The sequence below is a fragment of the Alteromonas halophila genome (assembly GCF_014651815.1).
Taxonomy (GTDB): Bacteria; Pseudomonadota; Gammaproteobacteria; order Enterobacterales; family Alteromonadaceae; genus Alteromonas; species Alteromonas halophila.
Window position 1 is genome coordinate 1 of the sequence record NZ_BMXP01000006.1, and the last position, 15,290, is coordinate 15,290.

Sequence of the window (15,290 nt, forward strand, 5' to 3'; positions counted from 1 at the left end):
GGTCACACCGTGACCAAGGGGGCGTTTTACGTTTACAGCTTAAATCGCTCTACTGCGTTTCGCAGGCTGTTCATCTGGGCATCAAGCTTCATAGTCGATTCGTTTGCCTGACGGGTGCTCTGAGCGCTCGAGTCGGCCAGCTCAACGATAGTGGTCAGTGTTTGCGCCACATCAGCCAGCAACACATCCTGCTGCTGCGTATCATTCACTATTTGACTGTTAATCTGGCTAAGCTTTTCAATAATTGCACTGATGCTGCCAACCTGTTCATTTACCTGCTCGGTTATCTGAACACTTTCACTGGCTTGCTCGCGCCCTTCACTAATCGCAGACACAGCCTGCTGAGCATCCCGCTGTAAGCTGTCTATCATTGCTTCAATTTCTTCCGTGGAATTTTGCGTACGGGTAGCCAGCGTCCGAACTTCATCGGCGACCACAGCAAACCCTCTGCCCTGTTCGCCCGCACGCGCCGCCTCGATAGCAGCGTTAAGTGCCAGAAGATTGGTTTGTTCCGCAATAGTTTTAATCACATCAAGAATACTGCCGATATTTCTGCTGTTCTCATCCAGCCGGTTTATCACCTGTGCAGACGACTCAGCCTGGGTAGCCTGATTGTTCGCCTGATCGCGATTTTTACGTACCAGCGAGGATATCGCCTGACTCTGCTGAGACACCGTGTTCAAGGCGGCCATCGCCTCTTCAATCTGGGCAAGATTACTATGGCTGGTATTCTGAATATTCTGCGTGTTTTCAGACGTTTCCGTTACCTTTTCGCGCTGGGCATCGACATTCTTTAAGCTGTGTTCACCGAGCGCCACACTTTGTTTCGTTACTTCTACCAGTTGCTTTTCCTGCGCCAGGATATTGCCGACCAGATCCCGCAGGCTGTCGGCAAGCGAATTCACCTTAGCGGACAACGCGGAAAATTCATCATTGCCTTCGTTTTCAAGCTTGACCGTCAGATCGCCTTTACTAAGCTGAGAAAGACCCCGGTTAATGCGGGCAAGGGGCCGGGCAATACTGCGTGTCGCGATAATGGCCAGCACAAACGCGGCGGCCAGACCAATAACGGCTACCACAACATTTTTAACCAGATTATTCTGCACCGATTCCAAAATGGCATTCTGCCCTTCCAGGGTTGAGCTACTGACGTTATCAAATAAAGTATTAATGTTGGCAAGCGCCCCGTCCAGCGCGCTATTCGCGGCCTTACGATGTCGGCTACTGGCGTCAATTTTATCCAGTTTCTCCTGCTGAAGTGCAATGAGCCCCTCTTCGCCCTGAAGCTCAGTGAGTAAGGTGTCGTACTGCTCATTAAATGCCGCCACAGTGCCACCGTCGTCAATCCCTTCCGCCAGCCGGTTAATGTAGTCCTTATCTACCAGCAGGTTACTGAGCTGATACTCAAGGTCTGTAACAATGTTTGTTGTCACCTGCGGGTCAGATGTCGCCGCGAGTTCACTAAAAGCGGTATTCATTGTCAGCAGTTTATTGTCAATGTTGGTGCCCGCCCCAATCAGCGTCTGTACACCACGGATATCCGGATCAAGGTAAGATAAATCCAGCATCAGGGCACTGGCTTCATCCGCGGCCATTAACACAGATTCCAGTTTTGTTTGTATGGCATTTTCAAGACGGATGCGCGCCATTAGGGCGTCGTACATTTTTTTACTCTGCGCCACATATTTCTGACTCAGCGTCACTGCATCATTCGCCGAACCATTGTTTGCAAGGTTTTGTTTCAGTGCGTTGATTTGCGACAAAAACTGAGCCGACAGCGTAACGAACTGCTCCCTGTTTGCGGTAAGACTGTTGACGGTATCTTCGTGGAAGCCATTGGCGGTGATTGTCGACAGCGACAGAATGTCTGTTTTCACGTCGACCATCTTCGCCTGTACGGGCATTTTTACTTCAACCACGTCAAATGCCGATGCGCGGATGTCTTTAAGCCCAAAATAGGACAAGATGCTGGTCAGTAATAGCAAGCAACCAAAGAGCCCAAAGCCAAGGCTGATTTTTCGTATAACCGTTAACTGCATTTTTTTACTCTTATTCAAACTTCCTGCGGTAATTATCGCCAAGGTACAGATATAAATGTTCTGATTGCACTGCCCGAAACGTCAGACCAGTTTAACAGTATGTTAATGCAATGCATGTATTATTTTGCGCTTAAATGAGGGTTCATCTGGCAATAAACCCCTTTGTACCGCCCTGTTCTTCTTATCGGACGCTCTGCGCAAAGCTAAATGCCTGATTGTGTTATTTTTGCGAATTGTTTCAACAATGTAAATTTACATGCTGCACGCAAAGCGCGTGCTGAGGTGGCTGCCTGCAGGCGATTCAGGCACGAAAAATTATATCGCACACGATAAATATTCCACCCGCTACATCGCCATCCGTCATACTGCGCAAAAATCCATCGACCTTTATTACTTAGCGCTGTTTTACTTTCAAATCAGTCTGAGTTACCTATAATAGGTGCATCTTCTGGAAAGGCGTATTTGTGGTAAATAATGGATCAGAATAAAGAACTGAAAAAAGCGGGGCTGAAAGTAACCTTACCCCGCCTTAAAATCCTGCAGATCCTACAGGATCCGGAAAATCAGCATATCAGTGCCGAAGACGTCTACAAGATCCTGATTGAACAGGGTGAAGAAATTGGCCTGGCGACTGTCTACCGTGTTCTGAACCAGTTTGACGATGCCGGTATCCTTAATCGCCATCACTTCGAAGGCGGCAAGTCAGTTTTTGAAATAAGCCACAAAGACCATCATGACCATCTGGTTTGCCTCAAGTGCGGTAAAGTCGTTGAGTTTGAAGACGACATCATTGAGGAGCGCCAGGAGCTGGTAGCGAAGCAAAATAACATGAAGCTCACGCACCACAGTTTATACCTGTACGGCGAGTGTACTGACGATAACTGTGAACAACTTGATTAGTCAGCAATCGCCGATGTCTGTATAGCGCGTCCCTGTGCTGAACAGACAAACGTCCTGATAATAACGCCTGCGTAACGCAGGCGGTGTTTTTACAGAATGAATTTATTGGTGTGATAGGCCTGAATTGCCATCTGCCAACAGGCGCCAACGTCGCCTTTGCCTATTGTTTTACCGCCGACCTCTGTCACCGGCGCAACTTCTTTACTGGAACTGGTAAGCCAGACTTCATCTGCTGCAAGCAGTGCTTCACGACTAATAGGCTGCTGTAATACCTCAACGCCCTGGCTTGCAAGGCTTTCAATTAATAACATCCGGGTTATACCAGACAACAGCTGATGGTCGAGCGGCGGTGTCATTATTTGCTTATTCTTAACAACAAAGACATTACTGGAACTGGCTTCAGTAATTTCACCGTCCCGGTTATACAGAAGGGTCTCCTGTAAGCCTCGCTGATGGCCTTGCTGATAATGCATGATGTTCCCTAACAGCGATGTCGACTTGATATTACAACGCTGCCAGCGTAAATCTTCAGCCAGGTCCACTTGAAGCCCAACGGCCTCAGCACGGGTCTCCGGCTGCGGAGCAGGAAAAGGAAAGGCGTAGGCAAAAACCGTGGGCGGAATACCTTCTGGAAAAGCATGATGACGCCGGATGTCGGCGCCACGGCTAACGTGCAGATAAAGCCCGATATTCGCATCCGGCATCTGTTGCTTATTTTCGCTGATAAGCCTGTCGAGAATCGTTTTCCACACATCAGCCGTCAGCCCGTCACGAATCTGCAACGCATCAAGACCAGCTCGCATGCGCGCCATATGTGCGTTAAAGCCCACAAACCGCCCATTATAGGTTGGAATGACTTCATAAATGCCATCACCGTATAAAAAGCCGCGATCCAGTGGCGAAATCCGGGCGTCTTCCAGCGGCAGATACTCCCCGTTTAAATACGCAATAGTCACGCCTCGCCCCCCGTTAAACGCGCCCGCTTTTCCAGCTTCAGTAAATAAGCTGAACGGGCAGTATTCATATCCGTCTGCCGAAAAGTCACCACATCCCCCGGCACAGCCTGGGCAAAACGGTTAATATCCAGCAGTGTTACACATCCGAGCTTCGGATAACCGCCCAGCGTCTGACGATCACGCATCATTACAATCGGCTGCCCATCCGGCGGTACCTGAATGGCCCCCAGATTAATCCCTTCTGAACGCAGGCTTCTCGAGCGGCACGCGACGGCCGCACCGGATAGCCGGTACCCCATTCGGCTGATTTTGTTCGATACCCGATATTCGCTGTTGTAAAACAGGCTGGTTGTCGCAGACGTAAAATCACGATGCTGATACCCCGCTACCACGGATACCGGTGCTGTCAGATCATAGTCAGGCCTGAATTCTTTATTCAGTTGCCGGATAAGGCGTGGATTTTCAGGTAACATCGCCACCGTATCGCCGGGCTGCAGCGCGTCGCCAGTGCCTGTTAATCCGCCAAGATGTTCCCTGCTCACTGTGCAGACACTGCCAATAACCGACTCTACGGCCCACTCTGCAGCAACCGCCATATAACTTCGCTGTCCAGGACGGTCAGCTTTGACGGAAATCACATCGCCCTCTTTAACAGACAACGTCGTCCAGCTGGGCTGGGGAACCTGGTTGACATGCACATCAGCACTCGGACCGGTAACGCTGAGCTGGACGTTTATATGACTGACAAAATCGGCATCTCCCATCACCTCAAATGCAGTCGTTCCCGGCGTGTTGCCACACAACCAGTTCGCCCACCAGTAGGCGTCGTGATCCATGGGGCCTGATTCGCTAAAACCAAAACGCTGCGTACCCTGTCTGCCACTGTCGACCAGTAAAGTAGCAAAGCCCGCTTGTCGTACTTCAATCCCTGTCGCCGGTACACTAGTCATCCTTCATCTCCCGATAGGTTGCTTCGTCAATCGCCTCAAATGTCACGGTGTCACCCACAGCCAGCCTTGCTGTGTAAGTTTCCGATCCATCAAACATAGACAGCGGGCATAACCCCAGCAGATTCCAGCCACCAGGAGAAGACTGCGGGTATACGGCGCTCTGGTTATCAGCAATGGCAACTGCCCCCTGCGGGACTTTATCCCGTGGTGTCGAAAGCCGTGGGCAGGCAATGCGGTCATCAACCTCTCCCATATACGCGAAGCCCGGCGCAAACCCCACCGCAAATACGCGGTAAAGGGCTTGCTGATGAATGCGAATCACGTCATCGGTAGTGATCCCGGAGTGCGCAGCGATGTGCCTGAGATCGTTCGCGGCAGGCGCGCCATACCAGACTGGCAGTGAATGACGTTTGCCTTCTACCTGACTAGTATCCGACACCACATTGAGCTGGCGCAACGCATGATAGACGTGATGGTTATCCACCTGACGGATATCAAAAACAATAAGCAGCGAATCATAGGCGGGAAGTGTATCTTTCAGCCATGCAAAGGACGCGTTTAACAGCGCATGTTCCCATGCCTGACAATGATTATTTCGGGTTGTCAGCGAGTCACCGCTGAAATACAAAATAATGCCATCCATACCGGCGGGCTCTATGCCACGAATAGCATCAAAGGGTGTCATTACACCTCCTTTTACTTTTTACTTTTAACTTTTTACTATCAGGATGTCGCACTGAGCTTTCGCTTCGTGAGTGCCAGGCGCAGTTGTTGTGCCATGGCAATGGCATCTTCTGAGTCGCCGTGTACACACAGGGTGTCGACTTTGAGCGTGAGCTGCCTGCCGCCTGCGGTGGTGATGTACCCATCATCCATCAGACCCGTTGCCTGGGTGAGCGCCTCAGCTTCACTAAGCACAGCGCCGTGTTTGCGTCTTGACATCAGGTAGCCGTCGTCTTCATAGCGGCGATCGGCAAAGGCTTCAAACTCAAGGGTAAGATCAAATTCAGCGGCTTCATTGAGGTGGGTTTCAAAATCCGGATGCGCCTGCATCATCAGTACCAGCTCTCCTTCCCCCGCTTGTGCAACGGCACGCATAACATTTCGCCGTAAATCAGCGTCGCGCATCAGGTCATTATACAGTGCGCCGTGGGGTTTCACATAGTCCAGTGTCACATTCTGAATGGCTGTCATACCACGCAACGCGCTAATTTGATAATGCAGACAGGTGATAAGCTCACGCTCAGGCATGGTCATGCTTCGCCGGCCAAAGCCCTGTAAATCCGGGTATGCGGGATGAGCCCCTATTGAGACATTGTGTTTTTTAGCCAGAGCAATGGCGTCACTGATGGCAACAGGGTCGCCAGCATGGTAGCCACAGGCCACATTAGCCTGGTCGATATGGACCATGATTTGCTCATCGACGGCCATTCTCCATGCGCCGAAACTTTCGCCTAAGTCGCAGTTTAATTTCATTGTGGTTTAGCTCCCATCATGCTTCAGGTATTATGTTACCCGTTTCTAACTAAAAGTCAGGCCTGATGATTAACGTCGGTAATGTAAATGTACTTCGGGTGACAGATGAGTACCCGTTCGGTTTTCACCTTCACACCACGCAACCTGATAGCACTGCGTCAGAAGCTGTGTTGCTGTCTCATGAGAACGCACCTGATGGCCTTAAGGTTGATGATGTCGTGTCAATGTATGTGGCTACGAATCAACAGGGCGATTTGATTGCCTGGCCAACCCCACCGCAACTGTTAGTGGGTGAAGTTGGGCCACTAAAGGCCGTGAGTGCTACGCATTTCGGCGCCTTCTTTGAGTGGGGCGGACAACAGGATTTACTGGTGCCGAAAGACTGGCAGGAAACGCCCGTGAACCCAGGCATGCAGTATATCGTTCATGTTTTTCATGATGAGAAAACCAACCGGTTGCTCGGCGCGACCCGGCTGCATCGGTTCTATAGTGAAACCTCTGCCTACCTCACGTCGGGCCAACCAGTAGACTGCCTGGTGTATGCCAAAACAGAGCTGGGGTTTAAAGTGCTTATTAATAAACAGGCTCTGGGGCTGCTTTTCCACAGTGACGCATATAAACCATTGAAAGTAGGTGATAATACCTCAGCAGTTATTAAGCAGGTTCGTGATGACGGTAAGATTGACGTGGTGCTGCAACGCGATGACGATGCTGGGCGCGATGCGCTGCAGCAGGCAATTGTGGAAGATCTGATTGCCCATGGCGGCCTCTCTACACTTACCGATAAAAGTAAGCCCGAAGATATCTACGCCCGCTTTGATGTTAGCAAGGGTGCCTATAAAAAAGCACTGGGCGCCCTCTACAAACGCAAAGTGATTACGCTCACTGACGGCGCCATCAGACTGGTTAAATAAAATCAAAAAGGATCATGCATGAAAGCAACCGTAAACTGGGATAAGGACCTTGCGTTCACTGGCACCACCGACACCGGCTACAAAACCGTCATGGATGGCGACGGTAATGCCATTTCCCCCATGGAATCTGTGCTAATTGCCGCTGGCGCCTGTTCCAGTGTCGATGTTGTCGAAATCATGAAGAAAGGCCGGTTTGCCATCACCGATTGCCGCTGCGATCTGGATGCCAGGCGCGCTGAGGATGCACCGCGGGTGTTTACCCAGCTGCATGCCCATTATGTGGTCAGTGGCAGTGGCCTGACTGACAAGGCAGTCGCCCGCGCTGTGTCATTGTCTGTAGAGAAATACTGCTCAGTCATGCTGATGCTTAAAGACAGTGTCGATATTTCCACCAGTTACGAAATTGTCGATACGGATACACAGTAGTCATACCCGCCACCTATTAGCCAATCAGGCTAACTGACCGGTTAGCCTGCTCACCCCCTGCCTGCATAATAAAGCGTAAGATATTGATATAAAAGCCGTTATAATTTGTTAACGTTTATGGCACAAAGGGTGCTTCCTTGCCTGATATTAAAGACTATTACGATCAGGTATTGACCATGGAACTGAAATACACCGCCTTACTCCCTTCTCTTACACTGGCACTTTTGTTATCTGTCCCGCTGTCTGGCTGTGGCAACGTGGGCGCAAGCGATGCTGCAGAAACTGCTGACGAAGACATCGCTCTGAATATTCCGGTTGAAGCCCAGCGCGTTGCTACCGGCACTATTTCATCAAGCTACAACACCACAGCCACGCTGGAAGCAAAAGAAGAGGCCTTCGTCGTGGCCCGTGCATCTGGGATCATCGAAGCAATTTTTGTTGAAGAAGGCGACTATGTTGAAAAAGGCCAGGTACTGGCGCAACTGGATAAAAAGCGCTACGAACTCAATCTCACCAAAGCCCGCGCTGACCTGAAAGGCATAGAACAGGAGCTGGCTAAAATTGATAAGGTCTATTCCAAAAAACTGGTGAGTGATGACACCTATGACAAGCTCAGTGCGCAGTATGAGTCAGCCAAAGCGTCGGTCAAACTTGCAGAACTGGATTTGAATGAGGCCACCATTACCGCCCCCATCAGTGGATATATCGCTGAACGCAATGCCAAAGTAGGTAACCTGACAGAGTCGTTCCAGCGCGAGCGCATGTTCCATATTGTCCAGCAGCGTGAATTGCAGGGGATCGTATATCTGCCCGAGAGTGAGTTGCCGAATGTCGTAAAAGGCCAGCAGGCTGAATTAACCATTGCGGCGCTGAATAATACCCGGGTTAACGCATTTGTAGAACGTATCAGCCCGGTGATTGATGCAGAGACAGGTACGTTCAAAGTCACTCTGCGGGTACCAAACCCTCAGGAAACCCTTAAAGCCGGTATGTTCAGTGATGTCGCCCTTCAGTACGCCACGCACGACAACGCAACACTGCTCCCTCGTCGCGCACTGGTCAGCATTGATAACAAGGTCAGTGTGTTTGTCGTCAAAGACGGCGTTGCCAGCAAAGTGGATATCGCGACCGGCTTTGAAAGCGGCGACATGGTTGAGGTGACCCAAGGCCTTTCCGGTAATGAACAGGTGGTGGTGGTCGGCCATCAGAATCTCAAGGATCAGTCCCCGGTTGACGTTGTAAATGGCTGAGCGCCGGCGTAAAGGAGAACCTCATGCGTATTGTTGATATTGCGGTTAAACGCCCCGTCGCGATGGCCATGTTTACGTTTGCTGTGCTGCTTTTTGGCATGGTGAGCCTGGGCCGGTTATCGGTAAACCTGTTACCAGAATTGTCCTACCCTACCCTCACTATCCGCACCGACTATGATGGCGCAGCGCCAGTCGAGGTGGAACAACTGGTATCCAAACCAATTGAGGAAGCCATCGGTGTGGTAAAAGGGGTACGTTCCGTTACCTCTACCTCCCGCGCCGGCCAGTCTGATGTGGTAATGGCATTTGCCTGGGGCACAGATATGGATTTTGCCAGCCTAGAAGTGCGTGAAAAGCTGGATGTGCTGCAACTGCCACTGGATATCGAGAAGCCCCGGTTACTGCGTTTTAATCCAAGTCTGGACCCAATCATTAAAATGGGGCTTGGCTTTAATCCCGATGCACAGTCTGGAAACGCCAGCATCAGTCAGATGAAAAGATTGCGTCTGTATGCCGAAGAGCAGATAAAACGTGAACTGGAGTCCATAGAAGGCGTCGCATCAGTACGCATTGGCGGCGGACTGGAAAACGAAGTCCAGGTGCTGATTGATCAGCGCAAGGCCAGCCAGCGCAATATCAGTGTCGCCAGTGTGATAGACCGGCTGCAAAAAGAGAACGTCAATACAGCCGGTGGCCGGGTTAAAGATGGGAGTCAGGCGTTTCTGGTCAGAACCTTAAACGAATTTGATAACCTGTCTCAAATCGCCAATATGTACGTCGGACGTTTCGAAGGCAAAAATATCCGCTTACAAGATATTGCCGAGGTCTCAGATACCTACAAAGAACGTGACGCCATCACCCGCTTTAACGGCATCGAAGGTGCTGAAATTGCCATTTATAAGGAGGGCGATGCAAACGCCGTAGATGTTGCTGCGAAAGTCGGTCAGGCACTGACGCGTATCCAGCGTGCACTGCCGGATCAGTATAGCCTGTCCACCGTCTATGATCAGAGCATATTTATCAAGCAGGCTATTGATGATGTGCAGTCAGCGGCGCTAATCGGCGGTCTTCTGGCCATGCTGGTGCTGTACCTGTTTTTACGGGACTTCTGGCCTACCTTCATTATTTCACTGTCTATCCCGGTGTCGGTGATTGCCACCTTTAACCTGATGTACGCCAACGATATCAGCCTGAATATTATGAGTCTTGGTGGTATTGCACTGGCCGTCGGTTTGCTGGTAGATAACAGTATTGTGGTTCTTGAAAATATCGATCGCCATCGTCGTCAGGCGCTTAACGACGAGGCCAGAGCCGACGCTGCCGCTATTGGTACCAAAGAGGTAGGCAGCGCGATTGTCGCTTCGACACTTACCACCATGGCCGTATTTGTACCGCTGATTTTTGTCGAAGGTATTGCCGGACAGCTGTTCCGCGATCAGGCTCTCACCGTCTCCTTCGCCCTGGCAGCGTCACTGCTGGTGGCTATTACCCTTATCCCAACTCTGGCTGCACGACGTCAAAAGCGTCACCAGGCACATGCCGATGTGTTTGATACCCCAGCCCCGGCTAAACCGGAAAGTCGTTCCGGTAAAATTTTCTACTGGCTCACGCTGCCTGTCAGGCTGGTATTTCGTGCCGTTTTTGTGTACCTGCCAGCAATAATCATGACCCTGTCTATCGCCTTGTGGCGCATAACTGGCAAAGTACTGCTGGTAATACTGTCACCGCTGGCATGGCTGTTTCGCCGTGGGTTTGATGCGCTGGCGCGGGTTTATGACACAGCACTCAGCTGGGCGCTAAAAGCACGCGTTGCCGTAATTACACTGGCATTGCTGGCGACGGCCGGTGCTGCGCTGCTCATTCCCCGACTGGGCATGGAGCTTATTCCGGCAATGTCACAGGGTGAGTTTCATGTAGACGTATCACTGCCTGCCGGCAGCCGCATCCAGCAAACCGATCGTATACTCGCACAGTTAGCTGACGTTGCCAGCCAGCAACAAAGTGTGGCGCGCACCTACTCACTGGCCGGCACCGGCAGTCTTGTCAGTGCCGCACCCAGTCAGGGTGGCGATCACTGGGGACGACTGAATGTGGTGATGAAACCCGGCACTGCGCCAGAACAAATCACTGAAGTGAAGACTGTCATGCGGGCTTTTCTGGCGCGTCAGGCGGGCGTGCAAAGCCAGTTCGGCGAGCCAGAGCTGTTTAGTTTTGATGCTCCTGTTCAGATTGAATTGCAGGGCTACGATTTAAACCAGTTGCAACAGGCCAGTCAGCGTCTTACTGAGCAGCTGGATAACGACGATCGTTTCGCGGATATTACCAGTACGCTGCGTCAGGGTAATCCTGAACTTAAAGTTCGCTTTCATCAGGCAAAACTGGCCCGTCTGGGCCTGGATGCGCCAGCTGTGTCAGAACTGATAGCGGCGAAAATTGGCGGCCGTGTGGCCACCCAGTACAGTGTGGATGATCGCAAAATTGACGTACTGGTACGGACCATGGACAGCCAGCGTGACAATGTCAGTGATGTAAAAGCCATCATTATTAATGCAGGCGGTCAGCAGCCGATCCCACTGGGGGCCGTGGCTGATGTCTATATGAGTGTTGGGCCCAGTGAGATTACCCGGGTCGGTCAGCAACGTGTAGCGCTTATCGAAGCAAACCTTGCTTATGGCGATTTGGCAGACGGTGTTGCTGCCGCACAGCAAGCCATTGACGCGCTTAGCCTGCCGCTCTCTATGGATGCAGTGATTGCCGGTCAGAGTGAGGATATGGAACGCAGCTTCTCATCGCTGCAACTGGCGCTTGGCCTGGCAATTTTCATGGTTTATCTGGTGATGGCATCGCAGTTTGAATCGCTGCTTCATCCGTTACTTATCCTCTTCGCGGTACCGCTGGCCGGCGCGGGATCGGTATATGGCCTGTGGCTGACCGGTACCCACGTCAGCGTAGTGGTGTTCATCGGGCTTATCATGTTATCGGGCATTGTCGTTAACAACGCTATTGTTTTGTTCGACCGCATTAATCAGTTACGCCAGCAAGGCATGGACAAACACAGCGCCATCATAAGTGCCGGTAAATCGCGCCTGCGGCCGATTATCATGACCACGCTGACCACTATTTTAGGCCTGTTGCCAATGGCTATCGGGTTTGGTGATGGTGCTGAGGTCCGCACCCCAATGGCCGTTACGGTTATTTTCGGTCTGCTGTTTTCAACCTTGCTGACACTGCTGCTGTTACCGGTACTTTACAGTGTCTTTGATCGCAAGGTGACCGATGCCGACCAGGCCGAAACCAGGGAGCGGGTCTATGGATAAGTTTGCCAATGCCGGCGCGGGCCTGGCCCGCTTTGCGATACAGCGTCCGGTCACAGTCTGCATGTGTTTTTTCTCTATGCTGGTGTTTGGCATTATTGCCGGACGCTTACTGCCGCTGGAGAAATTTCCGGGCATTGATATTCCCGAAATGGTGGTACAAATCCCCTACCGTGATGCCACCCCTGCCGAAGTAGAACGTATGATCACCCGGCCAGTCGAAGAAGCCATAGCCACCATGTCAGGGATCAAACGTCTGCGCGCAAGCTCCTATGAAAACCGTGCACAGATTTTCGTAGAATTCGACTGGGACGAAAATATCAAGGCAAAAAGCATTGAGGCGAGGGAAAAAATTGATGCTATCCGGCATCTGCTACCCGATGATGTCGAACGTATATTGGTATTTAAATTTAATACCAATGATATGCCGATTTTCCAGCTGCGGGTCTCCAGCGATCGTGATCTGTCACTGGCGTACGACTTGCTCGAACGTAACCTGAAGCGTCCGCTTGAGCGGGTACAGGGTGTTTCCAAAGTCGAACTTTACGGCGTCATGAAAAAACAAATTAATATCCGTCTGATGCCCGATAAGCTTGCTGCGTACAACATCGATACCAACAAACTCGGTGAAACCCTGCGTAATGCAAACTTTTCTATGACAGCCGGCCACATTATGGCCGGTGATCAGAAAATTCTGGTTAATCCTGTTGGTGAGTTTACTGATATCAGCGATATAGAGAATCTGTTAGTGCGCGACGGGATCCGGCTACTTGATATTGCCACCATCGCCTATGAAATCCCTGAGCGAAACGAGGGCCGGCATCTGGACAGAACCTTTGCCGTTGGCTTTAACATTTTCCGTGAGTCCGGCAGCAACCTGGTCGAGGTATCAGACCGGGTAATGAATGTTATCGAGCAGGCCAAGCGCGATCCGGAGTTTGCCGGTATCAGCCTGTTTGTGATGGACGATATCGCAGACAGCGTTACCTCCTCGTTGTCTTCACTGGTCATGGCTGGGCTGGTTGGTGCAGGATTATCGGTGATTGTTCTGTTTGCCTTTCTGCGTCAGCTTTCCACCACACTGATTGTCGTGTTATCGGTGCCCTTTTCGATTTGCATTACCTTAGGAGTCATGTACCTGACCGGCTATACCCTCAATATTCTGTCACTGATGGGCCTGATGCTGGCAGTGGGTATGCTGGTGGATAACGCCGTGGTGGTAACGGAAAGTATCTTTCAGGAGCGCCAGCACGATGGCGATGCCAAACGCGCTACGCAGCGAGGCGTGGCAAAAGTCAGCCTGGCCGTTATTGCTGGTACCACCACTACCGCCATCGTATTTTTGCCCAATATTGTAGGTGTCAAAATTGATGTTACGGTGTTTCTCGAGCATGTGGCCATCGCCATTTGTATCTCGTTGTTCGCGTCACTGATTATTGCCCAGACGCTGATCCCGTTGCTCAGCGCCAGATTGCGAGTTCCGGTGCAAGAGCAACCGGTTACGCCCGGCTATATACATCGCTACGGACGCATACTGAAGTGGACACTGCATCATCAGGGTAAAACAGCGCTCATTGCACTGGCTATTTTACTGAGCACCGCGATCCCGCTTTCGGTGGTGAGTGGTGATGAAGAGGGCAATAACAATCAGGAGCGGATATGGCTGAATTACCATATCACGCAAAACTACCAGATGGATGAGGTTGAGAAAGCCGTCAACAGAATGGAAGAATACCTGTATGCCAATCAGGAAGCTTTTCATATCAAACAGGTATATACCTATTTCGAGGCAGGTCATGCCGTGAGTGGTATTACGCTTAACGAAAACCTGCCAATAACAGTGGCTGCCTTAAAAGAAAAAATCCGCGCGTCAATGCCAGCCTTCCCCCGTGCACGCCCCTCATTTCAGTGGGAGTCAGGAAATGGTGGCGGTGTTCGTCTGACATTACTCGGCGAGTCTTCAGGGCGCCTGCTTACCCTGTCTGAAGATATCATTCCCAAACTAGCCAGTATTGAAGGGCTAAATGATGTGCGCGCCGATACAGGCTCAAGGCGTGATGAGCTGCAAATACGTATAGACCGCGAAAAAGTGAACCGGCTTGGACTCAACGTCAACGACATTGCTGGCCTGGTCGGCACTGCGTTGCGAGGCACCAATTTACGTACATTCCGATATGGCGACGCGGGTGAAGTGAACGTCAGGCTGATGTACGGTGAAGATGTACAGTCTTCGGTTGCCGAGCTCAAAAACGTGACAATTTCTACAGCCGATGGCGTACGCACATCACTGGCGATGATTGCCGATATTTCCGTTGCACCTCAGCTGTCAAAAATTGACCGGAATTACCGCCAGACTGCGCTCACCATTGGTGCCAACCTGTCTGATGATCTGACGGTTGAGCAGGCCCGCGAGCGAATTACCCAGGTTATGGACTATGTCGTACTTCCCACAGGCTACGCATGGACGCTGGATGGCAGTTTTCAGCGTCAGGACGAGGCTAATGCCGTCATGCAGATGAATATGCTGCTGGCAATCTGCATGATTTATGTGGTGATGGCGGCGCTGTTTGAGTCATTGCTGTTACCCACGGCGGTCATCACATCGCTGCTGTTCTCGTTTACCGGGGTATTTTGGGCGTTCCTGGTCACCGGCACCTCCATGTCGATCATGGGCATGATAGGAATGCTTATCCTGATGGGCATTGTGGTGAATAACGGCATTGTACTGGTAGATCGCATCAATCAGATGATTGCGCAGGGAACCTCACTGTACAGTGCAGTATTAGAAGGCTGTCAGGACAGGATAAGGCCCATTCTGATGACCGTGGCGACCACCGTGCTTGGCCTGGTGCCCTTAGCCGTAGGCAGCACCAGGATAGGCGGCGATGGTCCACCGTACTCACCAATGGCCATCGCCATTATAGGCGGCTTACTGTTCTCTACGCTGACCAGCTTATTCCTGGTCCCGCTTGCCTATGTCCTGTTGCTTAAGCTGCGCTTTCATACCCAACGTATGGTGGCTAGCAGTCGCGCTAGGGTATCCCGTTGGGTACGGATATGATCCC

General features: G+C 51.3%; 11 protein-coding genes. 6 read left to right on the forward strand and 5 right to left on the reverse strand.

What is annotated here, in order from left to right; genetic code table 11:
• Positions 1-32: 32 nt before the first annotated feature.
• Entirely contained in the window at positions 33-2,039 is a 2,007-nt protein-coding gene (locus IE054_RS11985) for a methyl-accepting chemotaxis protein (protein ID WP_189406701.1), read from the reverse strand.
• Positions 2,040-2,513: 474 nt separating this feature from the next.
• Between IE054_RS11985 and fur the strand changes: the two genes are divergently transcribed.
• A complete protein-coding gene (gene fur, locus IE054_RS11990) occupies positions 2,514-2,939 on the forward strand; it encodes a ferric iron uptake transcriptional regulator (protein ID WP_189406702.1) in 426 nt (141 codons plus the stop codon).
• A gap of 89 nt (positions 2,940-3,028) precedes the next feature.
• On the opposite strand, the gene IE054_RS11995 is transcribed toward fur, so the two are convergent.
• From IE054_RS11995 to IE054_RS12010, 4 genes are read right to left on the reverse strand one after another with little or no spacing between them, the layout of a single operon-like run.
• Complete coding sequence (locus tag IE054_RS11995; protein ID WP_189406703.1) at positions 3,029-3,895, reverse strand: aminotransferase class IV; 867 nt, start codon at positions 3,893-3,895, stop codon at positions 3,029-3,031.
• The gene (locus tag IE054_RS12000; protein WP_189406704.1) at positions 3,892-4,845 is read right to left on the reverse strand and encodes a 5-oxoprolinase subunit C family protein; all 954 of its coding nucleotides are present in this window, start codon (positions 4,843-4,845) and stop codon (positions 3,892-3,894) included. Before IE054_RS12000 ends, IE054_RS11995 begins: the two co-directional genes overlap by 4 nt.
• Positions 4,838-5,530: a 5-oxoprolinase subunit B family protein gene (locus tag IE054_RS12005; protein ID WP_189406705.1), complete on the reverse strand. Its 693-nt coding sequence runs from the start codon at positions 5,528-5,530 to the stop codon at positions 4,838-4,840. Before IE054_RS12005 ends, IE054_RS12000 begins: the two co-directional genes overlap by 8 nt.
• A gap of 38 nt (positions 5,531-5,568) precedes the next feature.
• Positions 5,569-6,321: a 5-oxoprolinase subunit PxpA gene (locus IE054_RS12010; protein WP_189406706.1), complete on the reverse strand. Its 753-nt coding sequence runs from the start codon at positions 6,319-6,321 to the stop codon at positions 5,569-5,571.
• A gap of 65 nt (positions 6,322-6,386) precedes the next feature.
• On the opposite strand from IE054_RS12010, the gene IE054_RS12015 reads away from it, so the two are divergent.
• The 5 genes from IE054_RS12015 (at position 6,387) to IE054_RS12035 (ending at position 15,286) form a co-directional block, all read left to right on the forward strand.
• A complete protein-coding gene (locus IE054_RS12015; RefSeq protein ID WP_189406707.1) occupies positions 6,387-7,235 on the forward strand; it encodes a CvfB family protein in 849 nt (282 codons plus the stop codon).
• 18 nt (positions 7,236-7,253) lie between these two features.
• Positions 7,254-7,661 (forward strand): OsmC family protein, encoded by a 408-nt coding sequence (locus IE054_RS12020; RefSeq protein ID WP_189406709.1) that lies wholly within the window; start codon positions 7,254-7,256, stop codon positions 7,659-7,661.
• A gap of 176 nt (positions 7,662-7,837) precedes the next feature.
• On the forward strand, positions 7,838-8,911 hold the full coding sequence (locus IE054_RS12025) for an efflux RND transporter periplasmic adaptor subunit (protein ID WP_189407014.1): 1,074 nt from the start codon (positions 7,838-7,840) through the stop codon (positions 8,909-8,911).
• Between the two features lie 23 nt (positions 8,912-8,934).
• Positions 8,935-12,228, forward strand: coding sequence for an efflux RND transporter permease subunit (locus tag IE054_RS12030; RefSeq protein WP_189406710.1), 3,294 nt, complete (start codon positions 8,935-8,937; stop codon positions 12,226-12,228).
• Complete coding sequence (locus IE054_RS12035; protein WP_189406711.1) at positions 12,221-15,286, forward strand: efflux RND transporter permease subunit; 3,066 nt, start codon at positions 12,221-12,223, stop codon at positions 15,284-15,286. The genes IE054_RS12030 and IE054_RS12035 overlap by 8 nt, the downstream gene beginning before the upstream one ends.
• Positions 15,287-15,290: the final 4 nt, after the last annotated feature.

Coding starts and splice junctions, on each gene's coding strand:
- IE054_RS12010 (WP_189406706.1), bottom strand. CDS start 6,321: ATGAAATTAAACTGCGACTTAGGCGAAAGTTTCGGCGCATGGAGAATG.
- IE054_RS12015 (WP_189406707.1), top strand. CDS start 6,387: ATGATTAACGTCGGTAATGTAAATGTACTTCGGGTGACAGATGAGTAC.
- IE054_RS12030 (WP_189406710.1), top strand. CDS start 8,935: ATGCGTATTGTTGATATTGCGGTTAAACGCCCCGTCGCGATGGCCATG.
- IE054_RS11985 (WP_189406701.1), bottom strand. CDS start 2,039: ATGCAGTTAACGGTTATACGAAAAATCAGCCTTGGCTTTGGGCTCTTT.
- IE054_RS12035 (WP_189406711.1), top strand. CDS start 12,221: ATGGATAAGTTTGCCAATGCCGGCGCGGGCCTGGCCCGCTTTGCGATA.
- IE054_RS12005 (WP_189406705.1), bottom strand. CDS start 5,530: ATGACACCCTTTGATGCTATTCGTGGCATAGAGCCCGCCGGTATGGAT.
- fur (WP_189406702.1), top strand. CDS start 2,514: ATGGATCAGAATAAAGAACTGAAAAAAGCGGGGCTGAAAGTAACCTTA.
- IE054_RS12000 (WP_189406704.1), bottom strand. CDS start 4,845: ATGACTAGTGTACCGGCGACAGGGATTGAAGTACGACAAGCGGGCTTT.
- IE054_RS12020 (WP_189406709.1), top strand. CDS start 7,254: ATGAAAGCAACCGTAAACTGGGATAAGGACCTTGCGTTCACTGGCACC.
- IE054_RS12025 (WP_189407014.1), top strand. CDS start 7,838: ATGGAACTGAAATACACCGCCTTACTCCCTTCTCTTACACTGGCACTT.